Origin of the sequence: Nostoc sp. (assembly GCF_041747015.1) — a bacterium.
Lineage (GTDB): Bacteria > Cyanobacteriota > Cyanobacteriia > Cyanobacteriales > Nostocaceae > Nostoc.
The window spans coordinates 1-16,154 of record NZ_JBGTFY010000233.1; the positions used below are offsets into that span (position 1 = coordinate 1).

9 protein-coding genes, 1 tRNA gene and 1 pseudogene are annotated in these 16,154 nt (G+C 40.0%); 2 read left to right on the plus strand and 9 right to left on the minus strand.

Annotated elements, in window-relative coordinates:
* Positions 1 to 91 precede the first annotated feature (91 nt).
* A complete protein-coding gene (locus tag ACEW80_RS18735) occupies positions 92 to 1,006 on the plus strand; it encodes a DUF4351 domain-containing protein (RefSeq protein ID WP_373528042.1) in 915 nt (304 codons plus the stop codon).
* Between the two features lie 89 nt (positions 1,007 to 1,095).
* Here the strand turns inward: ACEW80_RS18735 and ACEW80_RS18740 are convergent.
* The 6 genes and pseudogenes from ACEW80_RS18740 to ACEW80_RS18765 all read right to left on the minus strand — a co-directional run.
* A tRNA-Met gene (locus ACEW80_RS18740) sits at positions 1,096 to 1,169 on the minus strand.
* A 164-nt stretch (positions 1,170 to 1,333) separates the two neighbouring features.
* Entirely contained in the window at positions 1,334 to 3,622 is a 2,289-nt protein-coding gene (locus ACEW80_RS18745; protein ID WP_373528043.1) for a peptidoglycan DD-metalloendopeptidase family protein, read from the minus strand.
* Positions 3,623 to 4,422: 800 nt separating this feature from the next.
* Positions 4,423 to 4,884, minus strand: coding sequence for a tRNA (cytidine(34)-2'-O)-methyltransferase (locus ACEW80_RS18750; protein WP_373528044.1), 462 nt, complete (start codon positions 4,882 to 4,884; stop codon positions 4,423 to 4,425).
* A gap of 297 nt (positions 4,885 to 5,181) precedes the next feature.
* Positions 5,182 to 6,321 carry a glutamate--cysteine ligase gene (gshA, locus tag ACEW80_RS18755; RefSeq protein ID WP_373528045.1) on the minus strand — a complete coding sequence of 380 codons (1,140 nt, stop codon included), beginning with the start codon at positions 6,319 to 6,321 and terminating at the stop codon, positions 5,182 to 5,184.
* Positions 6,322 to 6,509: 188 nt separating this feature from the next.
* The gene (locus ACEW80_RS18760; RefSeq protein WP_373528046.1) at positions 6,510 to 8,342 is read right to left on the minus strand and encodes a hypothetical protein; all 1,833 of its coding nucleotides are present in this window, start codon (positions 8,340 to 8,342) and stop codon (positions 6,510 to 6,512) included.
* Positions 8,320 to 8,583: pseudogene (locus ACEW80_RS18765) on the minus strand (AAA domain-containing protein); the annotation flags it as partial. The gene ACEW80_RS18760 and the pseudogene ACEW80_RS18765, both read right to left, overlap by 23 nt.
* Positions 8,584 to 8,742: 159 nt before the next feature.
* Between ACEW80_RS18765 and ACEW80_RS18770 the strand changes: the two are divergent.
* Positions 8,743 to 9,894 (plus strand): ISH3 family transposase, encoded by a 1,152-nt coding sequence (locus ACEW80_RS18770; RefSeq protein ID WP_373528047.1) that lies wholly within the window; start codon positions 8,743 to 8,745, stop codon positions 9,892 to 9,894.
* Between the two features lies 1 nt (position 9,895).
* Here ACEW80_RS18770 and ACEW80_RS18775 read toward each other — a convergent pair whose 3' ends face one another.
* From ACEW80_RS18775 to ACEW80_RS18785, 3 genes are all read right to left on the minus strand, one after another.
* Positions 9,896 to 10,150: a hypothetical protein gene (locus ACEW80_RS18775; RefSeq protein WP_373528048.1), complete on the minus strand. Its 255-nt coding sequence runs from the start codon at positions 10,148 to 10,150 to the stop codon at positions 9,896 to 9,898.
* Positions 10,151 to 10,534: 384 nt separating this feature from the next.
* Complete coding sequence (locus ACEW80_RS18780; RefSeq protein WP_373528049.1) at positions 10,535 to 11,413, minus strand: bile acid:sodium symporter family protein; 879 nt, start codon at positions 11,411 to 11,413, stop codon at positions 10,535 to 10,537.
* 253 nt (positions 11,414 to 11,666) lie between these two features.
* Positions 11,667 to 16,139 (minus strand): translation initiation factor IF-2 N-terminal domain-containing protein, encoded by a 4,473-nt coding sequence (locus ACEW80_RS18785; protein WP_373528050.1) that lies wholly within the window; start codon positions 16,137 to 16,139, stop codon positions 11,667 to 11,669.
* Between the last annotated feature and the right edge of the window lie 15 nt (positions 16,140 to 16,154).

The window sequence follows — 16,154 nt, forward strand, 5'->3', positions numbered from 1 at the left end:
TAGCATCCAGAGGTTCAAAAACCTTGCACTTTCGTCGGCGAGCGCCGGGCAAATTGGGAAACTAAGCGACGAAACTACTATTTTGTAAGCTGTGTGGCTTCTAGATTCGCTCTGGAGACTTATTCAGCAAGCCCTAATTAATTGGGAACGTCCCCACGAGTTTCTTGATAAGGAATTTCAACAAATAGTCCGCGAAGCAGAACTTGGTAGAAGATATGCCGATAAATTGGTCAAAGTCTGGCAAATTCAAGGAGAGGAAATTTGGCTGTTGATTCATGTGGAAATTCAGGCAAAATCGGAAGAGAATTTTGCTCAAAGGATTTTTTCCTACAACCTGCGAATTTTTGACAAATTTGCTAAACCAGCCATTAGCCTAGCAATTTTGTGCGATGCTGACCCGACTTGGAGACCAAATCAATACAGTTATAATTATCCCGATTGTGGTCTGCATTTTAGATTTGGAACCGTCAAACTACTCGATTATCAAAATCGATGGACAGAGTTAGAAAAGAGCGATAATCCCTTTGCGACGGTGGTAATGGCACATTTGAAAACCCAGCAAACTACTAAACAGTTGGGAGAAAGGAAAACGTGGAAATTTAGTTTAATTCGCCGATTATATGAACAAGGGCTGCAAGAAAGGGATATTCGTAACCTCTATCGTTTTATCGATTGGGTTATGATTTTACCAAAAGGATTAGAAGCAGAATTTTGGCAGGAGTTTAAACAATTCGAGCAGGAGCGTACCATGAGTTACATTACCACAGGCGAGCGCATTGGCTACGAGCGAGGCAAGGAAGAAGGAAAACAGGAAGGAGAGCAAGCACTCGTCATACGACAGCTACAAAAACGGGTAGGAGAGTTGCCACAACAGGTTAGAGAACAGATTCAGAGTCTTTCTCTAGAACAATTGGAAGCACTGGGTGATGCTTTGTTAGATTTTAGGGCGATCGCTGATTTGCTCAACTGGCTACAAACTGATCAAACAGTTAGCGCTGAGTCTTGAGTATTATAGACCAAAATTGTTTCTTACAGAGCAGTCAAAGTTACTCTATCTTAACTCCACTTATCGCTCACTACTTATAACTTTTAAAGTGGCTCAGGTCGGAGTTGAACCAACGACCCCAGGCTTATGAGTCCCGTGCTCTAACCAACTGAGCTACTGAGCCATATTCATTTAAATCATTACCTAATATAGCATACAAATTTGCTCAATAATAACTTTTTTGCAATTTTATTAGAACTTCTATCTTGTTGAGGTAATAGAAAGCAAAAGAGGGAGGTAAACTCCCTCAACTAACAAGACAATGATTTAGTTACAGACAGCCAAGAATTACACGCGCTCCGGCAACATAGCTATTGGATTAACAGCACCCTTACCTGATGGGCGGATTTCAAAGTGGGTGTGTGGCCCGGTGCTGTGACCAGTGCTACCCATTAAAGCAATTGTGTCTCCCTGATTTACCTGCTGACCAGGTTGCACCAAAATCTTGCTGTTATGGGCATAGCGAGTTATGCTGCCATCAGGATGGCGGACTTCCACAAGGTTGCCGTATCCACCTTTGTTCCAGCCAGCTTTTTCTATCGTACCCGCAGCGGAGGAGACAACTGGTGTGCCAGTGGAGTTAGCAATATCAATTCCTCGGTGCATTCTTCCCCAACGCCAGCCATAGCCAGAAGTGAGAGTACCCTTTGCTGGCCAGGTGTAAGTTATGGATGAGGAAGATGGAGGAGGTGTAAGTTCGTCAATCGGTCTGGGCAGATATTGATCCACTGCTGCCAAAGGCGGTATTATCTGTGGAGAAACTGTCCTTCCCCGCATCTTTCCTAAGGAATCCGAGGCATTTACTCTGGTAGGAGGGGTTGCAACTTTGATTCCAGATGGACCGCGAGGGGGAGTCCACTGACTAGCAGATCCTAGATTGGGTAAGAATTCTGGATTTACTAGCTCGTTGGCGGGTAAAGTAGCACGCAATTGGGGCTTAATTGGTTGAACGCCATAGTTAGCTTTGATCGGTGTAGGAACTGGAATTACTATCGCTACACTATTCGGTCGAACTGCGGGGTTAGGTACAGTGAAATTATTGGGGCTAGAAACAGGAGTGATCATCGCAGCAGTATTAATTTCGGTAGCTGCTGGCACAACTAAGTTCCCAGACTGTTGAGCGCGATATTTCTGCTGTAACTTCTGGATTTCTGCTTGTAAGCCCCGCAAACGGTCATTATTGTTTCCCCTTGCTACCTTATTTGCGAGTGTTTTAGGCTGTTGCATTTCGGCAAAAGCTTTTGGCACTGGGGTGTCACCACCTACAGCAAAGGAGGTAGGAGCGGTTGGAGCTGTTTCTAAGTCGTTCGCACTATCTGCCTGAATTTCATTGTTCGCAATTACCGGTGTAGGGACGGTAACTCTGCTGTTATCGGCAATAGTTGGTGATTGTGAAGCAGGTAGATATGAGTTACCACCACCAATGTTCACAGGGTAGCTGGCAACATGAGGAGTATTACTGGACTCTACGAAAGTAGGCTTAGTAGCTACAGTTGCCTCAACTTGAGCAGCAGGAATAATTAGTTGTTGACTAATTTGCAGTTCATTTGGGTTGCTGAGTTTATTTGCCCTAGCTAATTCTGATACTGAAGTATTGTATCTGCTGGCGATCGCTGCTAGTGTATCTCCAGGCTTAACTTCGTAGGCTGTTCGCGTCGAGGACGCGATAAATGTTGGTGTAGCTGGGACAAATGCACTCGTCTGTGTCTTTTGTTTTAACCTGGAGATGAGGTTAGCCCTGTTTGTCTGGTCAGAGGTGTCAGACTGGGCTAATACAGTTTTCTCAACTACAGTCGTTGGCTGCACCAAACCCATATCAGCTTGTGATAAATTTTTGGTTTCTCCAGACCGCAACTGTGCCAGACTCTTTCTTAAACGATTCGATTTTTCTTGTAAACGATTCAGTGCGAACTCTTGTTGCGCCTTAAGTTGTGCATTTATTTCACTATTGGCTGCGCCAGATGTTGCCACTGTTTGTGGTAGGGCATCCACCGATGCATTTGTACTGCCATCAATACCATTAGCATTAGAGTCAGATAGCTTGTTGACTGTTGGAAAATTAGTCTCAGCTAAGGTGTTGCTCAATCCCTGTGCTATTTGGGGCTTCAGGTAGGTAGATTTTTTATAAACTGGTGTTGCTTGAGAAAATGTTGCTGATGCCGGAACTTGCAAAGACATCCCATTTGCCGCAATTTGCCATTTAGCTTCAAGCCCAGGCACTTGTGAGACTGCCATTGGTTCCATAATCACAGGATTTTCCGGCACGCTCGCTGATGAGATTGCTTGGGACTCCAGCTTTGTGGAGGCAAATTTCACCTCAGTGTTAGAAGCAGCAGGAATCGTTGAAGTTGCCTTTTGACTACCTACAGGCACCGCTGCTTGGGCTTGATCGCTTTGCCGAGTCACCAAAAGGCTGGTTGCTCCCATCGAGATTGCCAAGCCAATCATTGCGGCTTTTGTCCGCACCCGGTGGTTAACTTTTGGATGTATCACATTTAGCAGTTCTACCGGGGCATCATCGCTGCTAGGGTTATTGTTCAACACAGCTTTTACTCTCTTTTTCAATGCTCGTTTCAAAGACGACCTCCTATGATCACTAGCGCTTAACTGACCTCGATTTTTCAGTTGGATACTAGTCAATGATTTAGATCACAACGAACGATATATCAAGATCACATTCACCAGAGATGCTTACGCAAGATTAACCTGCTTCTCTGATTTAGACAAGTTTACACGTGTGAGCAAAACTTAAAGTTTGCTGTGTTTACTTGTCCGAACCACTCCTAACACCACTTAGGACGTTTTACCATACTTATTACTCTTCATCATTGTCCGCGCTTGTCTTGCGTCAATCGCGGGGACTGGACAAACTAATTGCCAAGTCCATAGTCGCTGCTGGGAATTAAATTGCTGCGACTTCTGGAAAAGTAATGTCCCCTTCTGTAGATATATTCAAGATATTTCTACCGAATCCGTCTCAACACGAGACTTTACGTTGATTATTCCCTAAAAAACAACCGTATGAACTATTGGCTGCTTTTAGGCTGCTTTCTAGCGTTCCTTGAGCCAAAGTAGCTCAAATGTAAAACCTGACTCGGTTGTAGGGCTTTTGTTCCCCATTTGAGGATGTTTCAAATTCATCAAAATCTATCATTCTAATTTGGCAATATCCCAAGTTTTATATACAAATTTCTTATAATAACTTTCCCTTTTTTGTAAGTATTTTCCACTACAATTCATGGCTAATTACAATTTTAGTATATTGCTTTACATATTATTACGGTAAATAATAAAGTTTTTGCAGCCACAAATAACTCGTCTAATAGATTTCTGGATATTTCATACGTATATTTACTTGTAACAACAAAAGTAAACAACTATTGTAAGTAGCCTAACTGACGACGGGTTTCAAATAAGCCAATTGCTACACTCACTGACAGATTCAAACTGCGAACTCCCGGTTGGGTCATAGGAATATACAGGGTAGCATCGCAATCTGACAGAATTCCTGATGGTAAGCCCGTGGTTTCACTACCAAACAGCAGCCAATCATCAGGTTGAAACTGAAAGCTTACATAATTACAATTTCCACCGACTGTAAAACCTAACCATCTGCCTCCACGCTCCTGATGTAGGGTTTTAAAGGCTTCTAGCGATTCATGATAGTGTAGCTTTACATAAGGCCAGTAATCTAACCCAGCTCTTTTGAGGTAGCGATCGCTAATTTCAAATCCCAAAGGACCTACCAAATGTAACTCTGTACCCGTAGCTGCACAAGTACGAGCAATATTACCTGTATTAGGAGGGATTTGCGGGTTAACTAAAACTACCTGAGTCATTATCCGTATAATTTACGTATTGTATAAAACAATTTATTGTAAATGTTAAATCTACCAAAAGGTAGAGGCTATTCATAGGTTTTGTTAATAATAATCACGTACTCTCTATTGATTAGATTTTTAAACCGAAATGCAAATCCTCTCAGAGCAATGCCTGAGAGGATAGTTGGCTAAAATCAGAAAATATTAAGTTTTATGTAGAGAAAGTAAAGTGTTTGTAATTCCTAATTAAAGCTTTGACTGCGCTTAACTTAAGAAAACAGGTTAGATTCCTTCCCTGCTCCTTTGCATCTTCTACTATGCCAGCAGGGACGAACACAATTTGTTTTCGAGTTCGATTTCGCATTCTTGGGTAGCGACAATAGCCTGAGTGATGACGCGCTGGCTGTCAAAACCGACTGCGTGTAATTGCAACCACTGTTGAGCTTCATTGCCTTCGCGGAGGATTTTCTGCAAAGGGGAAAGGAAACAGCTAAAGCCTTGTTGTTTGGCGATCGCCCAAACATCTTGGTACATTTCAGCAATCCAATCTCGCGCTACAATGCTTCTGCCATCTTGCCAATGCCTCAAATGAGCATCAAGGCTATCAACAGCAGCAGCAGCTTCGTTCTCAGCAGTCAGGCTGACGAGTTCTTCAGGAGAAAAGGTACTTTGGGTTAACGGATCGATGCTAGGATTTTCGATTATTTGCAACAAACGTGCTTCCAATAAGGCCGCAATCGCCAGCAAGGCAATGGGATCTATGACTAAATCGCAAATTCGCAGTTCTAGCCGATTTAGATCATAGGGACGGCGATCGCCATTTGGTCGCACTGATGACCACAAATGCCGCACGTTTTGCATTGTTCCAGCAGCGAGTTGATTTTCCATCCACTGAATATGATCGGCGTGGCTAGCAAACAATGGTACATGGCTAGGCGTTTGTGGAAATAAGCCCCAGCGAGTGGAGTGATAGCCAGTAGCTTTACCATCCAGAAATGGAGATGAGGCACTGAGGGCGAGAAATAGAGGTGCTTCCATACGGATCACCCGACACGCCCGCATTAATACTTCTGGGTCACTGATACCTATATTGATATGTACGCTGGCGGTGACTACTTTCGTGCCGTAGGTGTTCTCAATGTAGTTATGATAGGGGTTTGCTGGATCAGAACGCAGAAAGCGATCGCTCCCACCCAAAGAAAGAGTACTCCCCGGGATCAAGGTGTAATCGCCCAAGCGATTCAGGTAGTTTCGCAACACCCGCCGGGGACGCAGCAAAGCACACAATAAATTATCGTAATTAGGGGATGGTTGGGTTATGTATTCGACGTTGCGGCTATCTGGCTCCCGCATAAATCCATCCAAATCCGCAACAATTTTGTCGGAGAGACCGACGATTTCACCTTGAAGCGTGCCAGTGTAAACCTCAATCTCAAAGCCTTTTAATAAGACCACCTTGTTCTCCTCGGCTCTCTCTGCCTATAAATTGTATCGAATAAGACGAATTTCTGTATCTATCTTTAAGTCAATCAAAGGTTAAGAATCATTTAATCGCTAAATTCTGCGAAATCATGATCACAGATTTCTTGGCTGTATTCCAAAAAATTATTACTATGGAAGTATGAAAAATATCTTAATATCGGTTAAGTACGATACAGAATAAAATTAGCAGGTGAATCACTCTCTTGGGCAATATTGAGACGTAGAAACTGCGCCCATACTTTATCACTAAGTAAGTTTAAAGCAGTTTGAGAATTGTTAAGTGCGATCGCGCCTATAACTTTACGCCATCCCTGTTGCAATGGCTCAATAAAAGCGTCTTCAACAGAAATTTGATTCAGCAACAAAAGTGCCGTTTTAAAAATTACTGAATCAGCTTGTATGTTTTTCGACTTTAACCCCTGAAGTGCTACATTCAACCACACAGGCAGAAGTTCAAGCCAGTTATTATGCTGTATCTCTTGGAGTGCAATGTCTTCCATACCTAGCGCACCCCACACACATAAAGACTCTACAGCCAGTTTATAATCGCGGTTTTCTAGAGCATATTGCCATAATTTTTGAGCGTGATTTTGGAAGCGATTAGCGAGAAATTCATAAGCTTCCTGAACTTGAGGCAAAATTGTAACTTTATAAACTGACTCACCTCGTGGTAGGTAATCGCCGCGATAAGATAGCCAGTTATGAGAACCACAAAGATGGATTTCCTGATCAACTATTACTTCTTTGACATGGGAATTTCCCAACCAAAAAACCTGTACAGATGGTAAACCATCAGGTGTTTTTATAGCTCGAAGTTTTTCCTCTAATTCTAGTGGAATTGGTTTATCTTCATCTTCTTCTCGCCGCGCAATTCCATGTCCAATTAAAATCCAAACTCCGCGATTAGCTAATTTCTGTAACAGAGTTATAAATTTTTCATTTACAACTGCCTGATTTACCCAAGGAGAATAAATCAGAACCTGATTTTTAGCCGAATTTAAAACTTCTGAAAAAGCTTGGCTAATTTGTCCATCGCGTAACTGTATGGCTTCACCTAACACAGTAGAATTGTCTACTTTTTCACTAGTTTTTGTGGCAGTTTCTAGAGCCTTTTGGCGAATATTTTCGAGCCTAGCTTCTATTTCAGTATTTTTATGCTTGAGAATGGCTTCACGTTCAAAATTGATGGTTTCGGTTGACAATTTACATAATGCTTGCAAAGATATTTTACCTTCAGCGTGTAGCACTTCTAACCAATTTGATGCTGACTCTAAAATTTGCTTTCCATTTCTTATTTGAATGCTCAATTTATCTTCAAGGGCATCGAAGATAACAAAAAGCGATATCTTTCTCCAAATTTTTTGAGTTGAAGCTAATATCTTATAGGAAGTAACAATTTTTCCCTCTTCTGGGACATGAAGTGATAAACCTGAAGCTTGAATACTTTTTTGTATTTCCTCAAGCGATAACAAAGAAATGTCAGTAATTGTATTATTAATAGTTATAAAGTCTGCCAAGTCAGGCAAATTTATCACTGTCTCATTTAAGGATTCAGATTGAAAGGTTATCTTGTCGCTTAAAGGGTCTGTAATAGCATTAAGCTGTACAAGATATGGTGGCTGTGGTACAGAGCCTTTTTCATAGAATAAACGACCTTCAGGAGTTACTGTTAGTGGCGATGTTGCTGATAGAGTTTGTAATGTCCGAAGAGTTGCAGTAGTAGTTTGGATAAATATAGAATCAAGCCCAAGTACAGAGGCTAATTCATCCTCCGTTGGCGGAGGTTGAAATTCAATAGCAGCGCGAATAATAAATTCTTCGAGTACGTTAAACTGGCGAGGTTCCTTGACATTTACTTCTACAGGAGTTTGACGTAAGCTATAACGGAATTGACGCGCTGCTAAAACTGATAAACTAAGGCTTTGCGCTTCAATTTCGTCTACCATGTTTTTGAGATTGTCATCAATAGGTTTAGCTAAAGAGGCGAGAAACATCAATAAAACCTCCATGTAGACGCACGATGTTTGAAACATTGGAGTACATACTCCCAACTTGTCCACCCTGCTGGGTAAATAGCGAATGACAACCCACAATTACTAGTAGTTCTTGAGCGCGAGAAAAAGCAACGTTAACTCGTTCTAGCTTTTTGGCAAATCCCACATCTCCTCTACTATTATTGCGAACCATACTCACAATTACAACAGGTCGTTCCATACCTTGAAATCGGTCTACTGTCAGTAGATCACAAACTTTTTCCCAAAGGGCGATCACTTACAATTTTACTAGTACATTAAGTGCTATATATTACATATTACATAAATTAAACTTATCATTATTTAAACAGTTTCAAGAAGTGAAATAATGAAAGTGTTGTGTATCATTTTGTTAAAATAATTGACTTCTTCATTAGAACAACTGGCTATAACAGAGACAGAAACCTTAGATGAAGTTCTTGAGTGTTTAGCAGAGAACTTCTCGATTAAAACTCAAGGGGCATGTGATCAAAAAACTTTATTTGAAATTTTAGTGAGAGCAGCAAGTAATGGAGATACTATTGAGAATACAGCCAAAACGTTGAAGAAAATTCCATCGGGAAATGATATTAGATATCATCTCAATAAAATTACTGATTTTGAAGACTTAGAGAGACAAATTAATCAAGCATTAAAAAGTCGAGTTCCGAGAGGAATTAAAAACGGACACCTAAAGTTAGCTATTGATTTAAATTTAATTCCTTATTATGGCAAGCCTAGTAACGAGGAATTACCCTATATATATCGCAGCCAGGCGAAATCTGGTACTTGCTCCTTCTATGCTTATGCAACTTTATATGTTGTCCTGAAAGGAAAACGTATAACCCTTGCGATTAGAGGCGTTAGATGGCTGGATACAAGTGTTGCTATCATTACTTATCTATTAGCAGAAATTGATGTACTTCATATTCAGGTGAAACAACTTTATCTGGACAGGGGATTTTTTAATGTTCCCGTCATTCGTTGGTTACAAGCTTTAGATATCCCTCTGCTCATGCCAGCAATAAAAACAGGAATAAAAGGAGGAATTAAACAATTTTTAAAAGGCAGAAAAAGCTACAAAACTACATATACTATGACCCTGAGCGGAAGTCAAACTGATTCAGTTACCTTTGAGTTATGGATTGTTTGTAAATATAAGAAGGGCAAACGACATCAAAAGGGAGTAGAATACTTTGCTTATGTGGTTCATAAGGTAAAAGCTAATTTACCTTATATTCATCAAGATTATAGAAAAAGATTTGGAATAGAAAGTAGTTATAGGCTGAAAAATATCTGCCGAATTAGAACAACAAGTAAAAAACCAGTTTTAAGATTATTATTCGTTGGTGTCTCTTTTATTCTAGTCAATATATGGGTTAACCTTTTATGGCTAAAAATCAGCCGAAAGAGAAGAGGTGGAAGATTAATTTATCGTGAATTATTTAGTCTTAAACAGATGTTAGCCTTCCTACGTCAAGCTGTTGACAAAATATATCAAGTTGTTGAAGGTATTTATCTTCCATCGGGCTAATTTACAGAAGCTCAGTTGCTAATTGTTTATAAGCAATTCTTATCGATACCCTACCTACTTGTTTAAACAGCAGCTGATAAAAAGTATCGCTGACTACAAAATTTCTAAGCAATCGCCCTTTGGGAAAAAGTTTGTGATCTACTGAATTTGCCTGGAAAGAGGTAGTAACGGATGGTTCTGGGGTGTTATAGGGACGATTTGTTAAGATTTTGGCGTTGTTCATCCACAGCTTGCCTTTACTAACAAAGGTTTCCAAGTTTAGTATTCCCAGATGCTGGCAAGGAACAACATCTTCAACTTTTGTTGCTTTGCTTATTTTGGGTAGTATTGCCCACCAATAAGAAAATGGCCGACTTCTCTAATAAGTCGGCAATCTAAGCGTTTCATTTTCACAAATCAAATAAAATTGCTATTTAGTCTGTATTGTCAATCCTACACAGTTACTCAAAAGCAAAATTTTACGACAAAAAATGTCGGTTTTGAAAATCGCTAATTTGCCCACTATATCGCCTCAATTTCATCTACAAAATTCTTGAGATTGTCATCAATCGGTTTAGCAGAAGAGGCGAGAAACATCAATGAAATAAGATGGGGTAATTTAATTTGTACAAATACTTGTAACCAATGAGGCAAACTAGTTTTATGCTTTCAAGAAGCTTTGGCGACGACTAGCCCACCAAGCAAATCCAGCACCAGTGACAAACATTAGTAAACCATAAATTGCCCCAGGAATAGCCATTGTGGGGGTATTCAGCAGCGTAGGTGTAGAAGCGATCGCGATCGCCAGAGTCCCATTTTGAATTCCTACTTCTATGGTAATTGCCGTAATGCGTTTTTCTCCTAATCGGGTTAAAGTTGCGATCGCAAAACCTAAAGCCATTGCAACCACATTCAAAACCAGAGTTGCCAGGCCCACATCTATTACGTAAGAAACAAAATTATTCCGTTCTCGTAGCAGCACTCCAGTAATTACCACCGCCAGGAAAAATAAAGACACCCACTTCACAGGTTTATCTGCCTTGTCTGCCAATTCGGGTGCATACCGCTTGGCTATCATCCCAATTGCTATAGGTAGAAGTGTAATCACCGCAATCTGCAAAACAGTGTTTAAGAAAGGTAACTGTAGCGTTGTTCCTTCCCCCAAAAATCTCTGCATTGACAAATTTACTACCAGAGGAATCGTAAAAACCGTAATGAAACTACTAATAGCTGTTAGCGTCACAGAAAGAGCAACATCACCCCCGGCCAAAAACGTAATCATGTTAGAAGTAGCGCCACCGGGACAGGCTGCTAAAATCATCACACCTACAGCTAATTGTGGTTCAAGGGGAAACACCGACGCAATGCCAAAGCCTACAATCGGCAACACGATCAACTGCGCCGCCAAGCCAATCAGCACTGCTTTGGGATAGATTACAACTCGCTTGAAGTCATCTAGGGTCAAGGTTAACCCCATACCTAACATGATAATAAATAGAGCCAGGGGCAGAAAAACAGCCGTCAGAAAATTCGCTTCCATCCGTAACCCGCATTGGTAACAATAAAAGTGCCTCTGGATTGTACCGTGTTCCCGTTAAAATTCTAAGTCAGCTATTTGTGAAGCGCCTGCTGAAAAGTCTTGATAGCATCAACATGATTCACCATGCTCTAGTCATAAAAGTCTCCAGTCTGTTTCCAAATGAGAAATAATCAGTTTTGGAGGGCAGTTTGTTAATTCTAAAACTGCTATACTTTTTTTCACCTAAGCCTTTAATTAACAACAAAACCACTTTTCAAATGATTCGAGAAACATCCACGAAACCTTGATGCAGACTAACAATATTTGAAACTTCGGAGTACATACTTCCGACTTTACCTGCTTGATGGGTAAATAAATTATGACAACCCACAATTATCAGCAGTTCTTGAGCGCGAGAAAATGCAACATTAACCCGTTCTGGCTTCTTAGCAAAACCCACATCTCCTTTGTTATTGTTGCGAACCATACTCACAATTACAACAGGTCTTTCCATGCCTTGAAATCGGTCTACTGTACCAGTACGAATTTCTAGCGAAGGGAAAAGTTCAGATTGTAGGCGCTCATCAATTTTTCTTAATTGAGCGCCGTAAAATGTAATTACAGCAATTTCTTTTTTTGGTTCACCATTAGCAACTTTATCAGCCCAAATATTCTCGAACTGCTGACATAAACGTTCAATCGCATCAATTTCTTGAGTATTAAAGTAAGAGGTTCCGTTCCGTTGCTCTAAAAACGGATTTTCTATAGGCGTTTTTACCCAGATAATATGCTGAGATTCTTGAATGATTTCACCTGCTAGATGATGTGCGCGTTTTGTATCCGGCTCTAAAATACCAGATTCTAGCTTACCATCATAAAACTGATTTATTGCACCCATAATAAATGGGTGCATTCGATACTGTGTAGTTAGCATTTCTTTGATGCTTTCATCAGCAGATTCAAACTGACTTTTAAAGAGTGATTCTTCTAAAAATTGTAGTTCTTCTCGTCTATTACCAATTGTTTGAGCAACTTCTTCTAAAGTGCTAGTATCAAGCATAGGTGGTAATTGTCGATGATCGCCTACCATCACTAACTTTTTGCCTTTCAAAGCTGGGATTAGTAACTCTGGTGGAGTACACTTACTAACTTCATCAATGATCACGACATCAAAAGATTTGAATTCTTCCGAAAAACCTCTATTTGCAGCTTGAACACAGGTGATACCGACGACGTTGGCATTATCTAGATATATACGCCTTAAATCGTCGCCATCGCGCTCTGTTGGATTTCTTAATTTTTCAATCCAATCTTGAACGAAATTCTTATATTTGTGGAGATAAGTTTCTTCTTTTTGGAGTTGCTGTTGCCAATCTAGCAATTTAATATTAATGCTGCGTAATAATTCTATATTAAACAAGTCAGCAGCAGAATTTTCCGGTTTAAATTTATCGGGTATCCTTTGCCATTCTGTCAACCACCAATTTCTTTCTTCTATTAAGTTTTTTGATGGTTGTGGTTGTAATTTATTTTCTATTTCGCAGAGGCTAATTTGTAATTTCTGAAGCTGCTGTAGAAAAACTTCAGTTTCTTGTTTTAGTTTTGATAAATGCTCATGTAGAGAGTTTTTAATCATCTCCAGCACAGCAAAAGGTTCTAATGATGAACTCAAGGTTTCAAGTTGACTAATGCAAGTTACCCAAGAATGTACTTGCTTTGAGAATTCTTGGGGCTGCTCCCAAATATTTGATTGTGTTGCGAGATATTGTTCAGTTAGAATGCGTAATTGAGCAGGTATATTTTGTTGATTAAGTTCTTGCAATCTATTAATAACTTCTCCAAGTTGCAAATTAGCATCCTGCTGTGCTTTTTCTACCTCAGCTTGGGTAATAGATATTTGGTGTTGACTTATTTCATTTTTCTGAAGTTCATTTAATAGTTGTTGCAGATGCTGAAGCTGTTGTTCAGTTTCGGTTTTGACTTTTAAAACGCATTGACGTGCATTTACAAGAATAGTATCAAGCAATTCTTGTGTAAGGCGGGTGAGAGTAGAGTCGATGTTATTCCATTCCCATGATGCACCATAGGTTTGTTTTATTCTAATTAAAAAAAACTGGGTATTTTCAACCAGTAATTTTCGCTGTTTTGGAGTGAGGAGTTGATAATTGTTAAACTGTTGGTAAGTTTCATGCCATTGGGTGCCATCGCTCTTTGATAGCACCATTGGCATCTGACTAAAATTTTGTTGTAAAAAATAGCTAAAATTATGCTGTTTACCTTTCCTATCAGTAAAACCTCCTTCTATTTCATAAGCGATCGCTTTAGTCAATAGCTCCCAATCTGGTAAGTTAATATTGTAGTTTTTTGGTACTATGGTTAGTTTTAATGTATTTGCAAACATCAATAAACCTAGTGGTAAGTCTACTAAATTGTCTGTTAATGGTAAACCTGATTGATGACATTCTTTCAAGGTTTGATAGAGATGGGAATGTGCTGTAGACTTCCATTCCTTTACTGCTGAAATGATATAATCAATTTCCCGTTTACGATTTTGCCAAATCTGGATTGTTTGCTGGATATTTTGCAACTTGGTAAGATATTGCTGATAATCTGGTTGTAGCTGATTTAACGAGGCAAAATTCTGTTTAACAACTTGTACCCGGGCTGCAACTTCTAACATAGCTTCAGTTAAATTTTGAGCATAAGTTAAATTAGTTTTAAATTCAGCAATTTCTGTTGCTATTTCATGCAACCAAACTGCTAGACCAAAAGCACCAAATGCCGGACGCACAAAGCCAAGTTCATCAGTATATTTGATGGCTTGACAAACATTTGCTAAAAATTCTTCTACTAAACTGTTACCTTCTGTATATGGCTTAAGAAGTGGCAAAAAATCTATAACTTCTGGAGCTTCCCAGTTGACATTTGGTGCAGTATTTAGTATGTTTTCTAAACCTGCAACTAGAGATTCAACCCCGTTTTGTTGTTCTACAATTTGGTTATAAGAATTTTCTTGATTTTTGAAGTTGGACTCTACTTTTAACTTATTTTTATTGAATTTAGTTTGTTGCTGATTAAATTCTTCCTCTGCTTGGAAGTAAGCTGTAAATCTTTGTGATGATGCTAATAATTGACTGAAAATTTGGATATTTTCGAGGCGTTGGTTCAGACTGATTTCGCAGTCATTTGCTGTATTTTCTAGCCATCTGCCAATCACTTGGTCTTCTAAAAATGGCTGTCCTTCCTCCCCAACTTTCTCGGCTCTACCCTTGCGTACAGCCCGAATGACTGGGTTGTGAACTAATCGACTCAAGGCGTTATCTACTGCTAAATTGGCTTGAGAAGCGATTAAAGTACGCCCACCGCGAAGCGCAATTTGATAGCAAATCTCGGCAATTACGGTAGTTTTACCAGTACCTGGTGGCCCTTGGATCAGAACAAGGTCCTTAGCGGCAAGTACCTTTTCTACTGCTGCTTTCTGCCCAGGATTAGCAGAAGATAATAACAAATCTTGTGCTTGAAGTTCGATAGTTGTTTTAATTTGTCTAGCCTGAGAAGCATCGAATAAAAAGTTGCCCAAATAGGGATTCTGGGTGTAACCATTATTCAAATCTTCCAAAGCTTTTTTCTTGCGCTGAATCTGCTGAATATCACCCACTGCCTCAAAACACAAAAATCCGGTAGCTGGTAATTGATAACGCTCTGCTGCCATGTATTCAGCTAAGTCGCGTTCTAGCCTGAGACTGATAATACAACGGTTGGGGTCAACATCTTCAACAGTCCCTAGTTGACGACCATTAGTCCAATTTTTTCCGACAGGAGCAGTTTCAAAAAGCTTTAAATCTTCGTTTTTTGTGCGTCTTGCTCGTTCCCAAAAGTTTTCCACGTCGAGAGAATTTTGATAAAAGCCGTCAAGGGTGGCCGAGGATACATCAATTTCAAAACTGATCCGCCTTTTGAAATTATAGTTATGACTTACATAACGCACGCAAAATTGCCGCGCTTTTGCGATTTTTTCTTCAATTTGCAAAAACGCTTTCCAAGCTTTAAGCTGATCTTCTGTAGGTACATGATCGCCACAAACTGGCGCTGCTGCTATACGTGCCAATATCTTTGGCGGAATGTCGAGATGATGCTGATGATTAGACAGCAAACGTAAGCGACAAGGTACAGCATAGCTATCGGCGTGTCCCCGTGAGGGTTGTAGCAACTGAGCCGAAAGGATCTTTAAACCGCCGCGTCCATCTTTTTGTACAGCCGCTCTGAATCCTAATGTTTTTCTGAGCTTCTCAAGTCTTTCGGGTAATTGAAAATCATCGCTATCTGTTGCTATTGTCAAATCCCAAATTTCTTCTCTTTGCTCTTTCCCTGCACCCTTGCGACGCACATAAAATAGAGAAGGCTTTTTCCCGACACATTCCAACATTAACTCATTGGCGCGATCGCGCCGCTCTTTAAATTCGGGATATGATTTAAGGGCGGTTTCACCTTCAAGATGGCGGATAAAGCTATCAATTGCTGAAGCTATAAACATATAGCCCCAATCTTCAGAGTTTATTTTAGTTTTCGAGGATTTTGCTGTTAGTTTATTAATCGCTACACGAATGCGTTCTGCATCGGATTCTGAGATTGCGCTAGTATGGCTTTTAACTGCGATTTTGAGCTTTTCACAAATTACTAATAGCTTCTTGTTATCTAAATTTAATTCTTTTGCTAGTTCGTAGACTCTGAGTTTGCCGTTGTTCATCCACTATTTACCTTG